Raw genomic sequence first — 16,058 nt, 5'->3', positions numbered from 1 at the left:
GCCAAAACGGCAGTCATCTTGCATTCATGTAGTTAAGATCCAACGAGGTGTATCACTGTTGCCAAAATAAACATTGAGGCGAAAAATCCGAATGTGACGATAAAACCAACAGCTGAGTCGGTCACATCATTCCGCTTGCTTTGAACATTCTTTTCAAATTCATTCATTTTCATCCCTCCTGGCTATTTTTAGTATACTTGAACTCATTTGGAATTGCTAGAAGGTAAAGTAACCGTTTTCCATTTTCATGATCATTTTGTGAATATCGTCTGACTGTAAGCTGACCCGGGAGCTTACGTGAGACGTTTACTATAAATGAGGAGGCGGCACTTTCAGCTTCCTCTTTACTAATGTCTCTACACACTTTAGGATAGAGGAGGAAGTGAAAGAGAGGGATTTAAGCGAATGGTCTTTGAAGTATGGAACAATTTAAAAAAAGGGGATATCCATCCCGTTTATTGCTTATATGGAAAAGAAACGTATTTACTTCAAGAGACAGCTGCAAAATTGAGACAAGCTGTCGTCGACGAAGAAACAAAGGATTTTAATTACTCTGTCTTCGATATGGAAGAGGTGCCGCTTGAGCAGGCTGTGACGGACGCAGAAACATTTCCGTTTATGGGAGAGCGGCGTCTCGTTGTGATCAAGAACCCTTATTTCCTCACTGCAGAAAAGAAAAAAGAAAAGATCGAGCATCAGCTTTCTGTGTTAGAAGCTTATTTAGAAAAGCCAGCACCCTACACGATTCTCGTGTTATTAGCACCATATGAAAAACTGGACGAACGTAAGAAAATCACCAAATTGTTAAAAAAGAAAGCGGCTGTGGTTGAGGCGAAAGAGTTAAATCCGAAAGAAACAACAGATTTCACCATCACGCTGGTGAAAACAGAAGGAAAAACAATCTCGGCTGAAGCGGCAGAACAGCTTGTCATGTTATGTGGCGGGAGCCTGTCCTCACTTTTTCAAGAGGTTCGAAAGCTAAGTACATATATTGGGCAGCGAGAGGAAATTGAGCTGGCGGATGTGAATCAGCTCGTTGCACGAAGTTTGGAGCAGAATATTTTCGAACTGATTAACCAAATTGTGAACAGGCGCCGGTCTGAAGCGATGCAAATGTTTTATGATCTCCTAAAGCAAAATGAGGAGCCCATTAAAATATTGGCACTCATTTCAAATCAATTTCGGTTGATATTGCAGACAAAGTACTTTGCTCAACAGGGATACGGGCAAAAACAAATTGCGTCAAACTTGAAAGTCCACCCATTTCGGGTCAAACTCGCGATGGATCAGGCAAGACTGTTTTCAGAAGAAGAGCTAAAGTACATCGTCAAAGAGCTCTCCACGATTGATTATGAAATGAAAACGGGTAAAAAGGACAAGCAGCTATTATTAGAATTGTTCCTGCTTCGGTTATTAGGGGCTTGAACATAAAAAAACGACCTTCTCAAAAGAGGGTCGTTTTTGTTTAGATGTATAATTGCCAGTCTGTCCTTATGGCTGAGCCGTTCAGGACGGACGTACAGTTAAACAGGTGCCTCATCACTGAGGCGTTGCAAACATTATGCAGAAAGTCCGTTTACTTGTTTCGCAAGTCTTGATTTGTAACGCGCAGCTGCGTTTTTGTGTACAAGACCAGTTTTAACGGCTTTGTCAATGCGTTTTGCAGCAGAAGAAAGAGCAGCTTTTGCTTGCTCAGCATCGTTGTTAGCTACAGAAACTTCAACTTGTTTAATCGCAGTACGCATCGCAGACTTGATTGTTGCGTTGTGTGCACGGCGTTCGTTATTCGTTTTTGTACGTTTGATCGCTGATTTAATATTTGGCATGTGTTTCACCTCCTAAGATACAACCTAAACACAATTGTCTTAAGGTTAAATCTTCACAATAGAACAAATTGTATTCTATCAAACACACCTTTAGAATGCAATATAAATGTAAAGTATTTTTCATTGATGAAGCGCTCGAATGTTTCTTGAAAGAGATGGAAAGACTACTGTTAATTACTTGATGGAAGGAGCCTTTTCATGAAGAAACAGAAACTCGATTTAAGCGCTTATCAAATCCGGACCGATTTGGCCGTTGAAACAAAAGAGATACTAGAACAAGAGAACGATCCGAATGTGGTCAAAAAGGACGGTATTCAAGGAATTGTTGAGAAGGAGAAGGAAGAGCACGGCATCCGCATCCGCACTGTGGAGATTACGACAGAAGGAGAAGAGTTGACCGGAAAAAAGGCAGGGACATACTTGACGCTTGAGGCGCAAGGAATTCGGGAGAAAGACTCTGAGATGCAAGAAAAAGTGGTTGAAGTTTTTGCTCATCATTTTGCTCAGTTTTTAAAAGATCACGGCATTCAGGCAGATGCGAGCTGTCTTGTCGTAGGACTCGGAAACTGGAATGTCACGCCGGATGCTTTAGGGCCGCTCACAGTTGAAAATTTGCTGGTGACACGCCATTTATTTGAATTACAGCCTGAGAATGTGCAGGAAGGCTATCGCCCGGTGTCTTCACTATCGCCTGGAGTCATGGGACTGACTGGTATAGAAACAAGTGACATTATACAAGGTGTCATTGAACGATCTAAACCAGATTTTGTGATCGCCATCGATGCACTGGCTGCACGTGCAGTAGAACGGGTGAATACAACGATTCAAATTTCTGATACAGGTATACATCCAGGATCGGGTGTCGGAAATAAACGAAAAGAATTAAGCAAAGAGACCTTGGGGATTCCAGTCATTGCCATTGGTGTACCGACAGTGGTCGATGCAGTGACGATCGCAAGTGACACGATTGATTACGTGTTAAAGCATTTTGGTAGAGAACTGAAAGATGATAGACCTTCCCGATCTTTAGTACCAGCGGGTCTGACATTTGGGAAGAAAAAAGTGCTGAATGAAGAAGATTTGCCAGATGATGAAACGCGTCAATCCTTTTTAGGAATCGTCGGAACGCTTCCTGAAGAAGAAAAAAGACAGTTGATCCATGAAGTGCTTGCGCCGCTTGGACAAAATCTAATGGTCACACCGAAGGAAGTGGATACATTCATTGATGACATGGCGAACGTACTCGCCAATGGGTTAAATACAGCACTTCATCAAAAAATCTCTCAAGACAACATGGGTTCCTATAATCATTAATCAGTTCTACTTTCTCTAGCTCGCTCATAGTGTAATTACTAGAAAGCGTGCTGGAGGGAGTAAATCATGAAAAAAAGACCTCGCCGTCCTCGACAGTTGGTCGTTGCGATTAATGGAACAAAGGTAGTGAAGAGTATTTTTTTGTTTATTGTCTCTCTGGTGGTTGTGTTTGTCATGTCAGGGGCTTTGACGTCTTTAAAGCCTGAGCTTAGGCCTCAAGCATCATTATATGGTGTAGCAGATGAGCTGTCAGGGGCATTCTTTGCAACTCTAATGGGGATGGAAAATCAATATTTTGCCTCAGCAGTCCCTGAAGATCAAAAAGGATTTCATTTCTCTGGGCTGTCACTCAAACTTGCCACAAGTATCAATTTAGAAGACCCCCGCAGTTTTCTAGGAAGAGAGCTGCCAGGCTTTGAACATTTTGATACAAAAATCATCCTAGCAGGTGAAGGTACAGACTATACGAATATGCCAATGGAATCGCCGCCTCCAAGTGAAGTCATCAAAGATGAAAAAGAAGCAAATCTAGCTGAGCTGGACAAGCTTGATGAAGATGAACCGAAAACGCCTGCAAAAGAGCCGGACCAGTCGACAGGAAAACGAAAAGCTGTGTACATTTATCACACACATAATACGGAATCATATTTACCATTTTTAAAAGGAGAAACAAACCCAAACAATGCGCGCCACTCAAAAGTGAACGTCACCCTTGTCGGGGAGATGTTTGGTAAAGCGCTCGATCAGCAAGGAATCGGCAACACAGTGGATAAAACAGAAATTGAAAAAAGACTGCTGAAAAAAGGGTTGAAGTACCCACAATCGTATAATGAATCCAGATTGGTTGTAAAAGAAGCTCTCGCTAAAAATGATGACTTAGATTACTTAATCGATATTCACCGGGATTCAAGAAGAAAGAAAGATACGACAGTAGAAATCAAAGGCAAGAAATATGCGAGAATCGCGTTTGTTGTTGGGAAGAAGAATCAAAGCTATGAGAAAAACTTAAAGCTGGCGACAGAGTTCCACCATTTGATGGAGAAAAAATATAAAGGCCTTAGTGTCGGTGTGTTTGCCAAAGGAGAAATTGGTGATAATGGAATCTATAATCAAGATTTATCTGACAAAGCCCTCCTATTAGAATTTGGCGGTGTGGATAATAATATGGAAGAACTGAAAAACGCATCCAATGCAGCAGCTGATGTGTTCAGTGAAATTTTCTGGGACGCAGAAAAGGTAGACGGCAAAACAAAGGATGAGAAAAAACGGTCTTAAGGTGGTGGAGGACATGGGCTCATTTATCGGAAAAACCATTATTTTATCGCTCGTATTGCTATTCGGTGTCTTTTTAGGAATGCAGCAAGCCAATAATGGCATGCTGCAAATGAAAGGGTATCATGATCCGCAATTAAAAGGGGCCTTCACTGTGCAAACGAATGATGATCAAGAAAAAGAAGCTTCTATCCTCGGAACAGCTGTGACACAAAAAGACTTAGCAGAAAAACAAAAGCAGCTAGAAGAAATGGAGAGCTTTAACGCCTTCTCTAAGGCCGGAAAAGCATTATCAGATGGTATGACGCATGCAGCCCGTACACTTTATGATTGGGTGAATGGTAAATAAACTGTTGTAAGCATCATGTTGGATGTTATTTCATAAGATATCACACCTTTTCGCAAAAGCCGCTAACCGATGAGCGGCTTTTCTTGATTTCGATTGAATCTTTACAGCCCTATTGATATAATCTAACCTAGCGCAACCCGCGTTTTATAGTAGGAGTGATAGATTGTGACAGATAAAGAAAAACGATTAGAACGGCAATCAAGAATTCGAAATTTCTCCATTATCGCCCATATTGACCATGGGAAATCCACATTGGCTGACCGTATTTTGGAAAAAACAGCGGCGATTACGCAACGAGAAATGAAAGAACAATTACTTGATTCCATGGACTTAGAGCGTGAACGCGGCATTACGATCAAATTAAACTCTGTCCAGCTGAAATATCAGGCGAAGGATGGAGAAGAATATATTATGCACCTGATTGATACACCAGGGCATGTCGACTTCACCTATGAGGTATCTCGAAGCCTAGCTGCCTGTGAAGGTGCAATTCTTGTGGTGGATGCAGCACAAGGCATTGAAGCACAGACACTAGCGAACGTTTATTTAGCTCTTGATAACAACTTAGAAATCCTGCCGATCATTAACAAAATTGATCTGCCGAGTGCAGAACCTGAACGTGTAAGACAAGAAATTGAAGATGTCATCGGGTTGGATGCATCTGAAGCTGTTCTTACCTCTGCTAAGGCGGGCATCGGGATCGAGGATATTTTAGAACAAATCGTCGAAAAGGTGCCGGCACCAGCTGGAGATCCAGAAGCACCACTTCAAGCCCTCATTTTTGATTCTCTCTACGATGCGTATCGTGGCGTCATTGCTTACATACGAATTGTCGAAGGAACCGTCAAACCGGGTCAAAAAATCAAGATGATGGCGACAGGCAAAGAATTTGAAGTGCTTGAAGTCGGCGTATTTACACCGAAAGCAATGCCAACAGACGAACTCACTGTTGGAGATGTTGGCTATTTAACAGCTGCTATTAAAAATGTTGGCGATACACGTGTAGGGGATACGATCACAAGTGCGGTAAACCCTGCGAAAGAAGCTCTACCTGGATATAGAAAGCTGAACCCAATGGTGTACTGCGGCCTTTATCCAATTGACACAGCGAAATATAACGACTTGCGTGAAGCGTTAGAAAAGCTTGAATTAAACGATTCTTCACTTCAATATGAGGCAGAGACATCCCAAGCACTGGGCTTCGGTTTCCGCTGCGGCTTCCTTGGCATGCTTCATATGGAAATCATCCAAGAACGGATTGAACGTGAATTTAAAATCGACCTTATTACGACAGCGCCAAGTGTTATTTACGATGTGTATATGACAGACGGAGAAAAAATCGTCGTAGATAACCCGTCCAATTTGCCTGATCCGCAAAAGATTGAGCGAATTGAAGAGCCATACGTGAAGGCAACAATGATGGTGCCAAATGATTATGTTGGTTCTGTGATGGAGCTTTGCCAAGGAAAGCGCGGCAATTTCATTGATATGCAATATCTTGATGCAAACCGCGTGAGCATTGTGTACGAAATTCCTCTGGCAGAGATCGTATACGAATTCTTTGATCAATTAAAGTCCAATACAAAAGGGTATGCATCCTTTGATTACGAGCTGATCGGCTATCGCCCATCCACTCTAGTGAAAATGGATATCATGCTTAATGGCGAAAAAATCGATGCGCTATCCTTTATTGTTCACCGCGACTATGCATATGAACGCGGAAAGATCATTGTAGAAAAGCTGAAAGAACTGATTCCGCGCCAGCACTTTGAAGTACCAGTTCAGGCAGCGATCGGTCAAAAAATTGTTGCTCGGTCTACCATTAAAGCAATGCGCAAGAACGTACTAGCGAAGTGTTATGGTGGAGATATTTCCCGGAAAAGAAAGCTTCTTGAGAAGCAAAAAGAAGGGAAAAAGCGCATGAAGCAAGTGGGTTCTGTAGAAGTCCCACAAGAAGCATTTATGGCCGTGCTGAAAATGGACGACAGCACACCGAAAAAATAACATCCTCAAGGCAACCTGCTTTACAATGCTCGCCTTGACGTTTATAGTCGAAAACAAACGAAGAGGCCGCAGCGATAAACTGCGGCTCTTTACCTGTAAAGAAGGTGTCAACAAATGAAAGCAGCATACATTCACATTCCATTTTGTGAGCACATTTGTCACTATTGTGATTTTAATAAATTTTTCATTAAAACCCAGCCGGTCGATGAATACTTAGTCGCTCTTGAAAAAGAAATGCAGCACACGATCGATCAAAAAGGGGAGCAAGAACTAAAGACGATCTTTATTGGCGGAGGAACCCCGACATCACTGACAACCAGCCAGTTAGATCAGCTTATGGACAGCATTCACCGCGTATTAAAACCAACCAAAAACTTAATCGAGTTTGCAGTAGAAGCAAACCCAGACGAACTATCGCTTGAGAAATTGAATGTCTTAAAATCAGCAGGCGTTAATCGGCTGAGCTTTGGTGTTCAAACATTTGAAGATGACCTGCTCAAAAAAATCGGACGGGTTCATCAAAAGAAAGATGTTCTCACATCTTTCGAGCGAGCAAGAGCAGTTGGGTTTGACAACATTAGTCTTGATCTTATGTTTGGTTTGCCTCATCAAGAGAAGCATCATGTCATGCATTCACTAGAGACCGCTTTTTCATTAGGTGCAGAACATTATTCGGTTTATTCGCTGATTGTCGAGCCAAAGACGGTCTTTTACAATTTGATGCAAAAAGGGAAACTGCATTTACCACCGCAAGAACGTGAGGCTGAAATGTATGAGCTCGTCATGGATGAAATGAAGCGGCACGGACTCAAACAATATGAGATTAGCAATTACGCCAAACCAGGTTTTGAAAGCCAGCATAACCTCACCTATTGGAGCAACGAAGATTACTTTGGTTTTGGCGCAGGAGCGCACGGGTATGTAGATGGCGTCCGCAATGTGAACGCTGGACCAGTGAGGCATTACTTAGAGCTCATTGAACAAACAGGGTTTCCATATAAGGAAACGCATCAGGTGACAAAAGCAGAACAGATCGAAGAAGAAATGTTCTTAGGTTTGCGGAAAATTGAAGGCGTGAAAAGTGCTCACTTTCAAACGAAATTTGGAGCATCACCAGAAGCACTCTTTCCCGCCGTTCTTGAAGAATTAGCAGAAAAAGGTCTCATTGAACAGGATGAGATTGGCATTCGTTTAACAAGAAAAGGAAAATTGTTAGGGAATGAAGTATTTCAAGCGTTTCTCGGTGAGTTATAATTGACATTTTAATTTGAGTTTGGTAATTTTGTTTATACAATTAGCACTCGTTGAAAGAGAGTGCTAACAGGGGTGATGATGATGTTAACAAATCGTCAGCTTTTGATTCTACAAGTCATTATTAATGACTTTATTCGTTCGGCGCAGCCAGTTGGATCAAGGACTCTTTCCAAAAAAGAAGACATTACATTCAGCTCTGCGACGATTAGAAACGAAATGGCTGATTTGGAGGAACTCGGTTTTATTGAAAAGACCCATTCTTCATCAGGAAGAATTCCTTCCGAAAAAGGATATCGTTATTATGTAGATCATTTGCTCTCTCCGCGAAAACTGTCATCTAAAGAGCTTGTGCTCATCCAGTCAGTATTTCAGGAGAAAATTTTTGAGCTGGAAAAAACAGTTCAAAAATCGGCGGAAATTTTATCAGATCTCACAAACTACACATCGATTGTCCTTGGTCCAAAGCTAAGTGAAAATCGATTGAAGCAAATTCAGCTTGTCCCTGTCCAGCCTAATAAAGCAGTAGCGATTATGATTACAGACAGCGGGCATGTTGAAAACAAAACCATTACCTTCTCTGAGCATCTTGATGTCTCCGATATTGAGAAGCTGATGAATATTTTAAACAGCCGCTTAGCTGGAGTCCCGATGGATCAGCTGAAGGACAGGATGTATAAAGAAGTAGTGATGCTCCTTCGCACGCATTTAAAAGACTATGATCATATTTTAGATGCGCTTGGTAACACATTCACTTCAACACAAAATGAATCAAAACTTTTCTTTGGCGGGAAGATTAATATGTTGAACCAGCCAGAGTTTCATGACATTGACCGCATTCGTTCACTCATGATGCTGATTGAACAAAAGAACGATGTCATGCAGCTGTTTCATCCAAATCAGCAAGGAATCACCATTAAAATCGGTTCAGAAAACAATTTGGAAGCAATGGAGAACTGCAGTTTAATCACAGCAACTTATGCGATTGATCAAAAATCACTCGGCTCCATCGCTGTCATTGGTCCAACCCGTATGGATTACGGGCGAGTCGTTAGTCTTTTGCATCATGTATCAAAAGACTTGTCAAACGCACTTTCCAATTTGTATGATGAGTAGGGTGATAAAAGGTGGGGGCACAGCCCCTTCGTATAATTGAATCTTTTTGAGGGAGGTGAACACAATGTCAGAAGAAAAACAGACACCTGAGCAAGCAGCAGAGGTTGAAGCACAAGAAGAAGCAGTTCAAGCAGAAACTGAGGAAGTAAAGCACGATGAACAGTCTGCCTTCCAAGAGAAGATTGATGAATTGCAGCAGCTTCTAGATGAAAAAGAAAACAAAATTCTGCGTGTTCAAGCAGATTTTGAAAACTATAAACGCCGTGCTCGAACTGAAGTGGAGACCGTGCAAAAATATCGTTCTCAACATGTTGTCAGCGACCTTCTCCCAGCTCTCGACAACTTTGAAAGAGCGCTTGGAATCGATCCAGACAATGAGCAGACGAAAAGTTTGTTAGAAGGGATGCAAATGGTTTACCGCCAGCTGGTAGAAGCGTTGAAAAATGAAGGCGTTGAACCAATTGAAGCTGTCGGCAAAGAGTTCGATCCAAACCTTCATCAAGCCGTCATGCAAGTTGAAGATGAAAGCTACGATTCAAACATCGTTGTAGAAGAATTGCAAAAGGGCTATAAACTCAAAGACCGAGTTATTCGTCCATCAATGGTAAAAGTAAATCAATAACTACATAATGGGAGGTCATCGAATATGAGTAAAATCATTGGTATTGACTTAGGAACAACAAACTCATGTGTTGCAGTACTCGAAGGCGGCGAGCCAAAAGTTATTGCAAACGCTGAAGGAGCACGTACAACACCATCTGTTGTCGCTTTTAAAAATGGAGAGCGCCAAGTAGGTGAAGTAGCGAAACGTCAATCAATTACAAACCCAAACACCATCATGTCTGTTAAAAGACATATGGGTACAGATTATAAAGTAGAAGTTGAGGGCAAGAACTACACGCCGCAGGAAATCTCTGCAATCATCCTTCAACACCTTAAATCTTACGCTGAAGCTTATCTTGGCGAAGAAGTAACAAAAGCGGTTATTACAGTTCCTGCTTACTTCAACGATGCAGAGCGCCAAGCAACAAAAGATGCTGGTAAAATTGCTGGTCTTGAAGTAGAACGTATCATCAACGAACCAACAGCAGCTGCACTTGCTTATGGTTTAGATAAAACAGATGAAGATCAAACGATCCTTGTATATGACCTTGGTGGCGGTACATTTGACGTATCAGTCCTTGAGCTTGGAGACGGCGTTTTTGAAGTACGCTCAACTGCTGGGGACAACCGTCTAGGTGGAGACGATTTTGACCAAGTCATCATCGATCATCTAGTGGCTGAGTTCAAAAAAGAAAACGGCATTGATCTTTCTAAAGATAAAATGGCGCTTCAGCGTTTAAAAGATGCTGCTGAAAAAGCGAAAAAAGATCTTTCTGGTGTATCTTCTACACAAATCTCACTGCCATTTATCACAGCTGGAGATGCAGGTCCTCTTCACCTAGAATTAACGCTAACGCGTGCTAAATTCGAAGAGCTTTCTGCGGACCTTGTAGAGCGTACAATGACACCTGTACGTCAATCACTGAAAGATGCTGGTCTATCTGCTAGCGAGATTGATAAAGTTATCCTTGTTGGTGGATCAACTCGTATTCCTGCAGTACAAGAAGCAATCAAAAAAGAAACAGGTAAAGAGCCTCATAAAGGCGTAAACCCTGATGAAGTGGTTGCACTTGGTGCGGCAATTCAAGGTGGAGTTATCACAGGAGATGTCAAAGACGTTGTTCTTCTTGACGTCACACCACTTTCTTTAGGAATTGAAACAATGGGCGGCGTATTCACAAAGCTGATTGAACGTAATACAACCATTCCAACAAGTAAATCTCAAGTATTCTCAACGGCTGCTGACAACCAAACTGCTGTAGACATTCACGTCTTACAAGGTGAGCGTCCAATGGCAGCAGACAACAAGACATTAGGTCGTTTCCAATTGACTGACATTCCACCAGCACCACGCGGCGTACCACAAATCGAAGTATCTTTTGATATCGATAAAAACGGTATCGTCAACGTACGTGCGAAAGATATGGGTACTGGAAAAGAACAAAACATCACAATCAAATCTTCTTCAGGTCTTTCTGATGATGAGATCGAAAAAATGGTCAAAGAAGCAGAAGAAAATGCTGAAGCAGATGCAAAGAAAAAAGAAGAAATCGAAGTGCGCAATGAAGCAGATCAATTAGTGTTTACAACAGAAAAAACATTAAAAGATCTTGAAGGCAAAATCGATGAAGAGCAAGTGAAAAAAGCAAACGACGCGAAAGATGCACTAAAAGCTGCGATCGAAAAAGGCGAGCTTGAAGACATCAAAGCGAAAAAAGATGAGCTGCAAACAATCGTTCAAGAACTAACGACAAAGCTCTATGAAGAAGCTGCAAAACAAGCACAAGCTCAGCAAGAAGGCGCTGAAGGTGCTCAAAAAGCAGATGACAATGTAGTGGATGCAGAATACGAAGAAGTAAACGACGATCAAGAGAAAAAATAATCACCTTTACTTTTGAAAAAGACTGCTGAAACGTACTCGTCAGAAAGTCAAAGTCAGGATCTCTTGGCTTTGACTTTTTTCTTTTCAACGATGAAAAGGAATTGAAAAAGATCAATTTAAAATGATACAATCGTATTTATGTGAGAAAATCGGGAGTGTGAAGAGATGAGTAAGCGTGATTACTATGAAGTGCTTGGCGTGAGTAAGAGCGCCTCAAAGGACGAAATCAAAAAGGCATACCGCAAGCTTTCAAAAAAGTATCACCCTGATATTAATAAAGAAGCTGGCTCAGATGAGAAATTCAAAGAAGTAAAAGAAGCCTATGAAACCCTTTCTGACGATCAAAAACGTTCACATTATGACCAGTTCGGTCACACCGATCCAAACCAAGGATTTGGTGGCGGCGGCTTTGGCGGTGGAGGAGACTTTGGCGGCTTCGGCGGCTTTGATGACATCTTCTCTAGTATTTTTGGCGGCGGAGCCAGAAGAAGAGATCCAAATGCACCGCGTCAAGGAGCGGACCTTCAATATACAATGACCCTTTCATTTGAAGAAGCGGCATTTGGGAAAGAAGCAACGATCGAGATTCCCCGCGAGGAATCATGTGAAACGTGTCATGGATCAGGTGCAAAACCTGGAACACAGGCGAAGACATGCTCACATTGCGGCGGATCAGGTCAACTAAATGTCGAGCAATCCACGCCATTTGGTAAAGTAGTCAACCGCAGAGTATGTAACTACTGTAGCGGAACTGGTAAACAAATTGAACATAAGTGTTCAACATGTGGTGGATCTGGTAAAGTGCGTAAGCGTAAGAAAATCAATGTGACGATCCCAGCAGGTGTGGACGATGGTCAGCAGCTTAGAGTATCTGGTCAAGGTGAACCAGGTGTAAATGGAGGACCTCCAGGCGATCTATTTGTTGTTTTCCATGTGAGGGCGCATGAATTCTTCGAACGAGATGGAGATGACATCTACTGCGAAATGCCGCTTACCTTTGCGCAGGCTGCACTAGGTGATGAAATTGAAGTGCCGACATTACATGGGAAAGTCAAATTAAAAGTTCCTGCGGGCACACAAACGGGTACGAAGTTTAGACTCAAAGGAAAAGGTGTAAAAAATGTACGCGGTTATGGTCAAGGCGATCAGCATATCGTTGTACGCGTCGTAACACCGACGAATTTAACCGAAAATCAAAAAGATATCATTAGAAAATTTGCTGAAGTGAGCGGAAATAAACCGGACGAACAAGAAATGAGCTTTTTCGATAAGGTGAAACGCGCATTTAAAGGCGAGTAAGACGGATAAGGAGTTGGTAGTATTGAAGTGGTCAGAAATTAGCGTCCATACAACAAATGAAGCGGTGGAACCGATCACCAATATTTTGCATGAAGCAGGTGCAAGTGGTGTCGTGATTGAGGACCCGCTTGATTTAGTCAAGGAACGTGAAAATGTATACGGTGAGATCTACCAGCTCGATCCGAATGATTATCCTGAGGAAGGGGTTATCGTCAAAGCCTACCTTCCGATGAATAGCTTTTTGATGGAAACGGTAGATGAGATCAAAGAAGCCATCAACAATCTTCTTCTATACGATATTGACCTTGGACGAAATACACTGTCAATTTGTGAAGTAAACGAAGAAGAATGGGCGACTGCATGGAAGAAATACTATCATCCTGTGAAAATCTCTGAGAAATTTACCATCGTCCCAACATGGGAAGAGTACACACCCGTTCATTCTGATGAATTGATCATCGAAATGGACCCTGGAATGGCATTTGGAACCGGTACACATCCAACAACGGTTCTTTGCATTCAGGCGCTTGAGCGCTATGTGAAGGAAAACGACACGGTGATTGACGTTGGAACAGGATCTGGCATTTTAAGTGTTGCCGCTGCAATGCTCGGTGCAAAAGACATTCATGCATTTGATCTCGACACCGTTGCAGTGGAAAGTGCAAAGCAGAACATCGAATTAAATGGTGTGAGCGAGCAAGTAACGGTAAAACAAAATAATTTACTTGATGGGATTTCAGGTGAACGCGATGTGATTGTGGCCAACATCCTTGCAGAGGTCATCATGCGCTTTACAGATCAAGCGTATGATCTATTGAAGAAAGACGGTTACTTTATTACATCAGGCATTATCGGACAAAAGAAATTACAAGTCAAAACTGCTTTAGAAGAAGCCGGTTTTGAGATTGTTGAAGTGCTGTCAATGGAAGATTGGGTCAGCATCATAGCGAAAAAATAAAGCGAGTAGGTGTCAGGACACGTATGCAACGATATTTTATCGACCTCACAAAAGAAGAAGTGACGGAAAAGGGAAACATCGTCATAAAGGGTGAAGATGTTCATCACCTTGCAAACGTCATGCGGATGAAAGCAGGGGAGGACATCCTTTGCTTAACGACAGACGGCTTTGAAGCGCTCAGTAAAATTGATACAATAACAAAGGAAGAAGTGATTTGTCACTTGGAAGGCTGGACGAATCAGAATCGAGAACTTCCGATCAAGGTGACGATTGCAAGCGGTCTGCCAAAAGGGGATAAGCTTGAATGGATTATCCAAAAAGGCACCGAGCTTGGCGCAAGTGCTTTTATTCCGTTTCAAGCGACTCGTTCGATTACAAAACTTGACCAAAAAAAGTCATTAAAAAAACGAGATCGCTGGGAAAAAATTGCGAAAGAAGCTGCCGAGCAGTCTTACCGGAATATCATTCCGCGCGTTCATCCAGTATCAACATTTAAAGAGCTGATTCAACTGGCCGGTGAATTCGATAAATGTGTCGTTGCATACGAAGAATCATCGAAAGAAGGCGAGCAAAGCCGGTTTCAAACGGTGCTCCAACAGATGAAGGGCGGACAAACCTTATTAGTGGTTTTTGGTCCAGAAGGCGGTTTAGCAGAAAAGGAGATTGAAGAACTTGAAGCGCATGGTGCAGTCATTTGCGGGCTTGGACCACGCATTTTAAGAACAGAAACAGCTCCTCTTTACGCGCTTTCTGCTATATCTTATCAAACAGAGTTATTAAGAGGTGAATCATGATGGGAACAGTAGCGTTCCATACACTTGGCTGTAAGGTCAATCACTACGAAACAGAAGCCATCTGGCAGCTGTTTAAAGAAGCTGGCTATGAAAGAAAAGATTATGAATCAAAAGCAGACGTATATGTCATTAATACATGTACCGTCACCAATACAGGCGATAAAAAAAGCCGCCAAGTCATTAGAAGAGCCATTCGTCATAATCCGGATGGTGTCATTTGTGTAACAGGCTGTTACGCACAAACGTCTCCGGCAGAAATCATGGCGATTCCTGGTGTTGATATTGTGGTTGGCACACAAGACAGACATAAACTGCTTGGTTATATTGAAGAATACAGAAGAGAAAGACAGCCGATCAACGGAGTTGGCAATATCATGAAAGCACGGGTCTTTGAAGAACTAGATGTTCCTGCGTTTACTGACAGAACACGTGCTTCATTAAAAATCCAAGAAGGCTGTAACAATTTCTGTACATTCTGCATTATCCCTTGGGCTCGCGGATTACTGCGTTCTCGCGATCCAGAAGAAGTCATCAATCAAGCGCAGCAGCTTGTCGATGCTGGCTACAAAGAAATTGTATTAACAGGTATTCATACAGGTGGATACGGTGAAGATTTAAAGGATTATAACTTTGCTAAGCTTCTGAAAGAATTAGATGAACGTGTGGCGGGATTAAAACGAATCCGCATTTCATCCATTGAAGCAAGTCAAATTACAGACGAAGTGATTGAAGTGCTCGATCAGTCAGATAAAATTGTGAGACACTTGCATATTCCGCTTCAATCTGGCTCTAATACTGTACTGAAAAGAATGCGCCGTAAATACACAATGGAATTCTTTGCAGAGCGTTTAACGAAGCTCAAAAAAGCATTGCCAGGTCTTGCTGTCACTTCAGATGTGATCGTTGGATTCCCAGGAGAAACAGAAGAAGAATTTATGGAAACATACAATTTTGTCAAAGACCATCAATTCTCTGAGCTCCATGTGTTCCCTTACAGCAAACGGACAGGTACGCCTGCTGCAAGAATGGAAGATCAAGTAGATGAGAATGTGAAAAACGAACGCGTTCACCGCCTCATTGCTCTTTCTGATCAGCTTGCAAAAGAATATGCATCGGCATATGAAGGCGACGTCTTAGAGATTATTCCAGAAGAATCCTTCAAAGAACAAGACGGAACGCACAATCTGTATGTAGGTTATACTGATAACTACATGAAGGTCGTATTTGAAGGAACAGAGGACATGATTGGCCGTTTGGTAAAAGTGAAGATTACGAAAGCAGGCTATCCTTATAACGAAGGACAATTCGTCCGTATAAGTGATGACGTGCAGACGGATCAAGTGAAAATGACCTCATAATGAATGAAAAACCGGCAGCCATTAGGCAAGCC

15 protein-coding genes are annotated in these 16,058 nt (G+C 42.1%); 13 read left to right on the top strand and 2 right to left on the bottom strand.

What is annotated here, in order from left to right; all coding sequences use genetic code 11:
- Positions 1–32 precede the first annotated feature (32 nt).
- Positions 33–167, bottom strand: a complete 135-nt coding sequence (locus tag NSQ70_RS11730; RefSeq protein WP_008342491.1) for a YqzM family protein — start codon at positions 165–167, stop codon at positions 33–35.
- Positions 168–405: 238 nt separating this feature from the next.
- Here NSQ70_RS11730 and holA point away from each other — a divergent pair, with 238 nt between their 5' ends.
- On the top strand, positions 406–1,425 hold the full coding sequence (holA, locus tag NSQ70_RS11725; protein ID WP_017358025.1) for a DNA polymerase III subunit delta: 1,020 nt from the start codon (positions 406–408) through the stop codon (positions 1,423–1,425).
- Between the two features lie 134 nt (positions 1,426–1,559).
- Here the strand turns inward: holA and rpsT are convergent, their stop codons facing one another.
- Complete coding sequence (rpsT, locus tag NSQ70_RS11720; protein WP_008342485.1) at positions 1,560–1,826, bottom strand: 30S ribosomal protein S20; 267 nt, start codon at positions 1,824–1,826, stop codon at positions 1,560–1,562.
- 198 nt (positions 1,827–2,024) lie between these two features.
- Between rpsT and gpr the strand changes: the two genes are divergently transcribed.
- The 12 genes from gpr to mtaB all read left to right on the top strand — a co-directional run bounded on the left by gpr (position 2,025) and on the right by mtaB (position 16,026).
- On the top strand, positions 2,025–3,140 hold the full coding sequence (gpr, locus tag NSQ70_RS11715; protein ID WP_008342483.1) for a GPR endopeptidase: 1,116 nt from the start codon (positions 2,025–2,027) through the stop codon (positions 3,138–3,140).
- Positions 3,141–3,206: 66 nt separating this feature from the next.
- Positions 3,207–4,415, top strand: a complete 1,209-nt coding sequence (locus tag NSQ70_RS11710; protein WP_251185231.1) for a stage II sporulation protein P — start codon at positions 3,207–3,209, stop codon at positions 4,413–4,415.
- 13 nt (positions 4,416–4,428) lie between these two features.
- The gene (locus NSQ70_RS11705; protein WP_017358024.1) at positions 4,429–4,761 is read left to right on the top strand and encodes a YqxA family protein; all 333 of its coding nucleotides are present in this window, start codon (positions 4,429–4,431) and stop codon (positions 4,759–4,761) included.
- Positions 4,762–4,926: 165 nt separating this feature from the next.
- Complete coding sequence (gene lepA / locus NSQ70_RS11700) at positions 4,927–6,765, top strand: translation elongation factor 4 (RefSeq protein ID WP_008342476.1); 1,839 nt, start codon at positions 4,927–4,929, stop codon at positions 6,763–6,765.
- Positions 6,766–6,879: 114 nt separating this feature from the next.
- Entirely contained in the window at positions 6,880–8,019 is a 1,140-nt protein-coding gene (hemW, locus tag NSQ70_RS11695; protein WP_341016913.1) for a radical SAM family heme chaperone HemW, read from the top strand.
- A gap of 81 nt (positions 8,020–8,100) precedes the next feature.
- Positions 8,101–9,132 carry a heat-inducible transcriptional repressor HrcA gene (gene hrcA / locus NSQ70_RS11690; RefSeq protein ID WP_008342473.1) on the top strand — a complete coding sequence of 344 codons (1,032 nt, stop codon included), beginning with the start codon at positions 8,101–8,103 and terminating at the stop codon, positions 9,130–9,132.
- A 64-nt stretch (positions 9,133–9,196) separates the two neighbouring features.
- Positions 9,197–9,754, top strand: a complete 558-nt coding sequence (grpE, locus tag NSQ70_RS11685) for a nucleotide exchange factor GrpE (protein WP_096881636.1) — start codon at positions 9,197–9,199, stop codon at positions 9,752–9,754.
- Positions 9,755–9,778: 24 nt separating this feature from the next.
- The gene (gene dnaK, locus NSQ70_RS11680) at positions 9,779–11,617 is read left to right on the top strand and encodes a molecular chaperone DnaK (RefSeq protein WP_008342469.1); all 1,839 of its coding nucleotides are present in this window, start codon (positions 9,779–9,781) and stop codon (positions 11,615–11,617) included.
- 165 nt (positions 11,618–11,782) lie between these two features.
- Positions 11,783–12,916, top strand: a complete 1,134-nt coding sequence (gene dnaJ, locus NSQ70_RS11675) for a molecular chaperone DnaJ (RefSeq protein ID WP_017367628.1) — start codon at positions 11,783–11,785, stop codon at positions 12,914–12,916.
- 22 nt (positions 12,917–12,938) lie between these two features.
- Complete coding sequence (gene prmA / locus NSQ70_RS11670) at positions 12,939–13,874, top strand: 50S ribosomal protein L11 methyltransferase (RefSeq protein ID WP_017358022.1); 936 nt, start codon at positions 12,939–12,941, stop codon at positions 13,872–13,874.
- A 23-nt stretch (positions 13,875–13,897) separates the two neighbouring features.
- Entirely contained in the window at positions 13,898–14,668 is a 771-nt protein-coding gene (locus tag NSQ70_RS11665; RefSeq protein ID WP_035390848.1) for a 16S rRNA (uracil(1498)-N(3))-methyltransferase, read from the top strand.
- On the top strand, positions 14,668–16,026 hold the full coding sequence (gene mtaB, locus NSQ70_RS11660; protein WP_100325288.1) for a tRNA (N(6)-L-threonylcarbamoyladenosine(37)-C(2))-methylthiotransferase MtaB: 1,359 nt from the start codon (positions 14,668–14,670) through the stop codon (positions 16,024–16,026). The genes NSQ70_RS11665 and mtaB overlap by 1 nt, the downstream gene beginning before the upstream one ends.
- Positions 16,027–16,058 lie beyond the last annotated feature (32 nt).

The organism is Bacillus sp. FSL R5-0397 (assembly GCF_038593395.1).
GTDB lineage: Bacteria > Bacillota > Bacilli > Bacillales > Bacillaceae > Bacillus > Bacillus altitudinis.
Note: the sequence above shows the minus strand (reverse complement) of the source record. Positions and strands in the feature narration are given on the sequence as shown.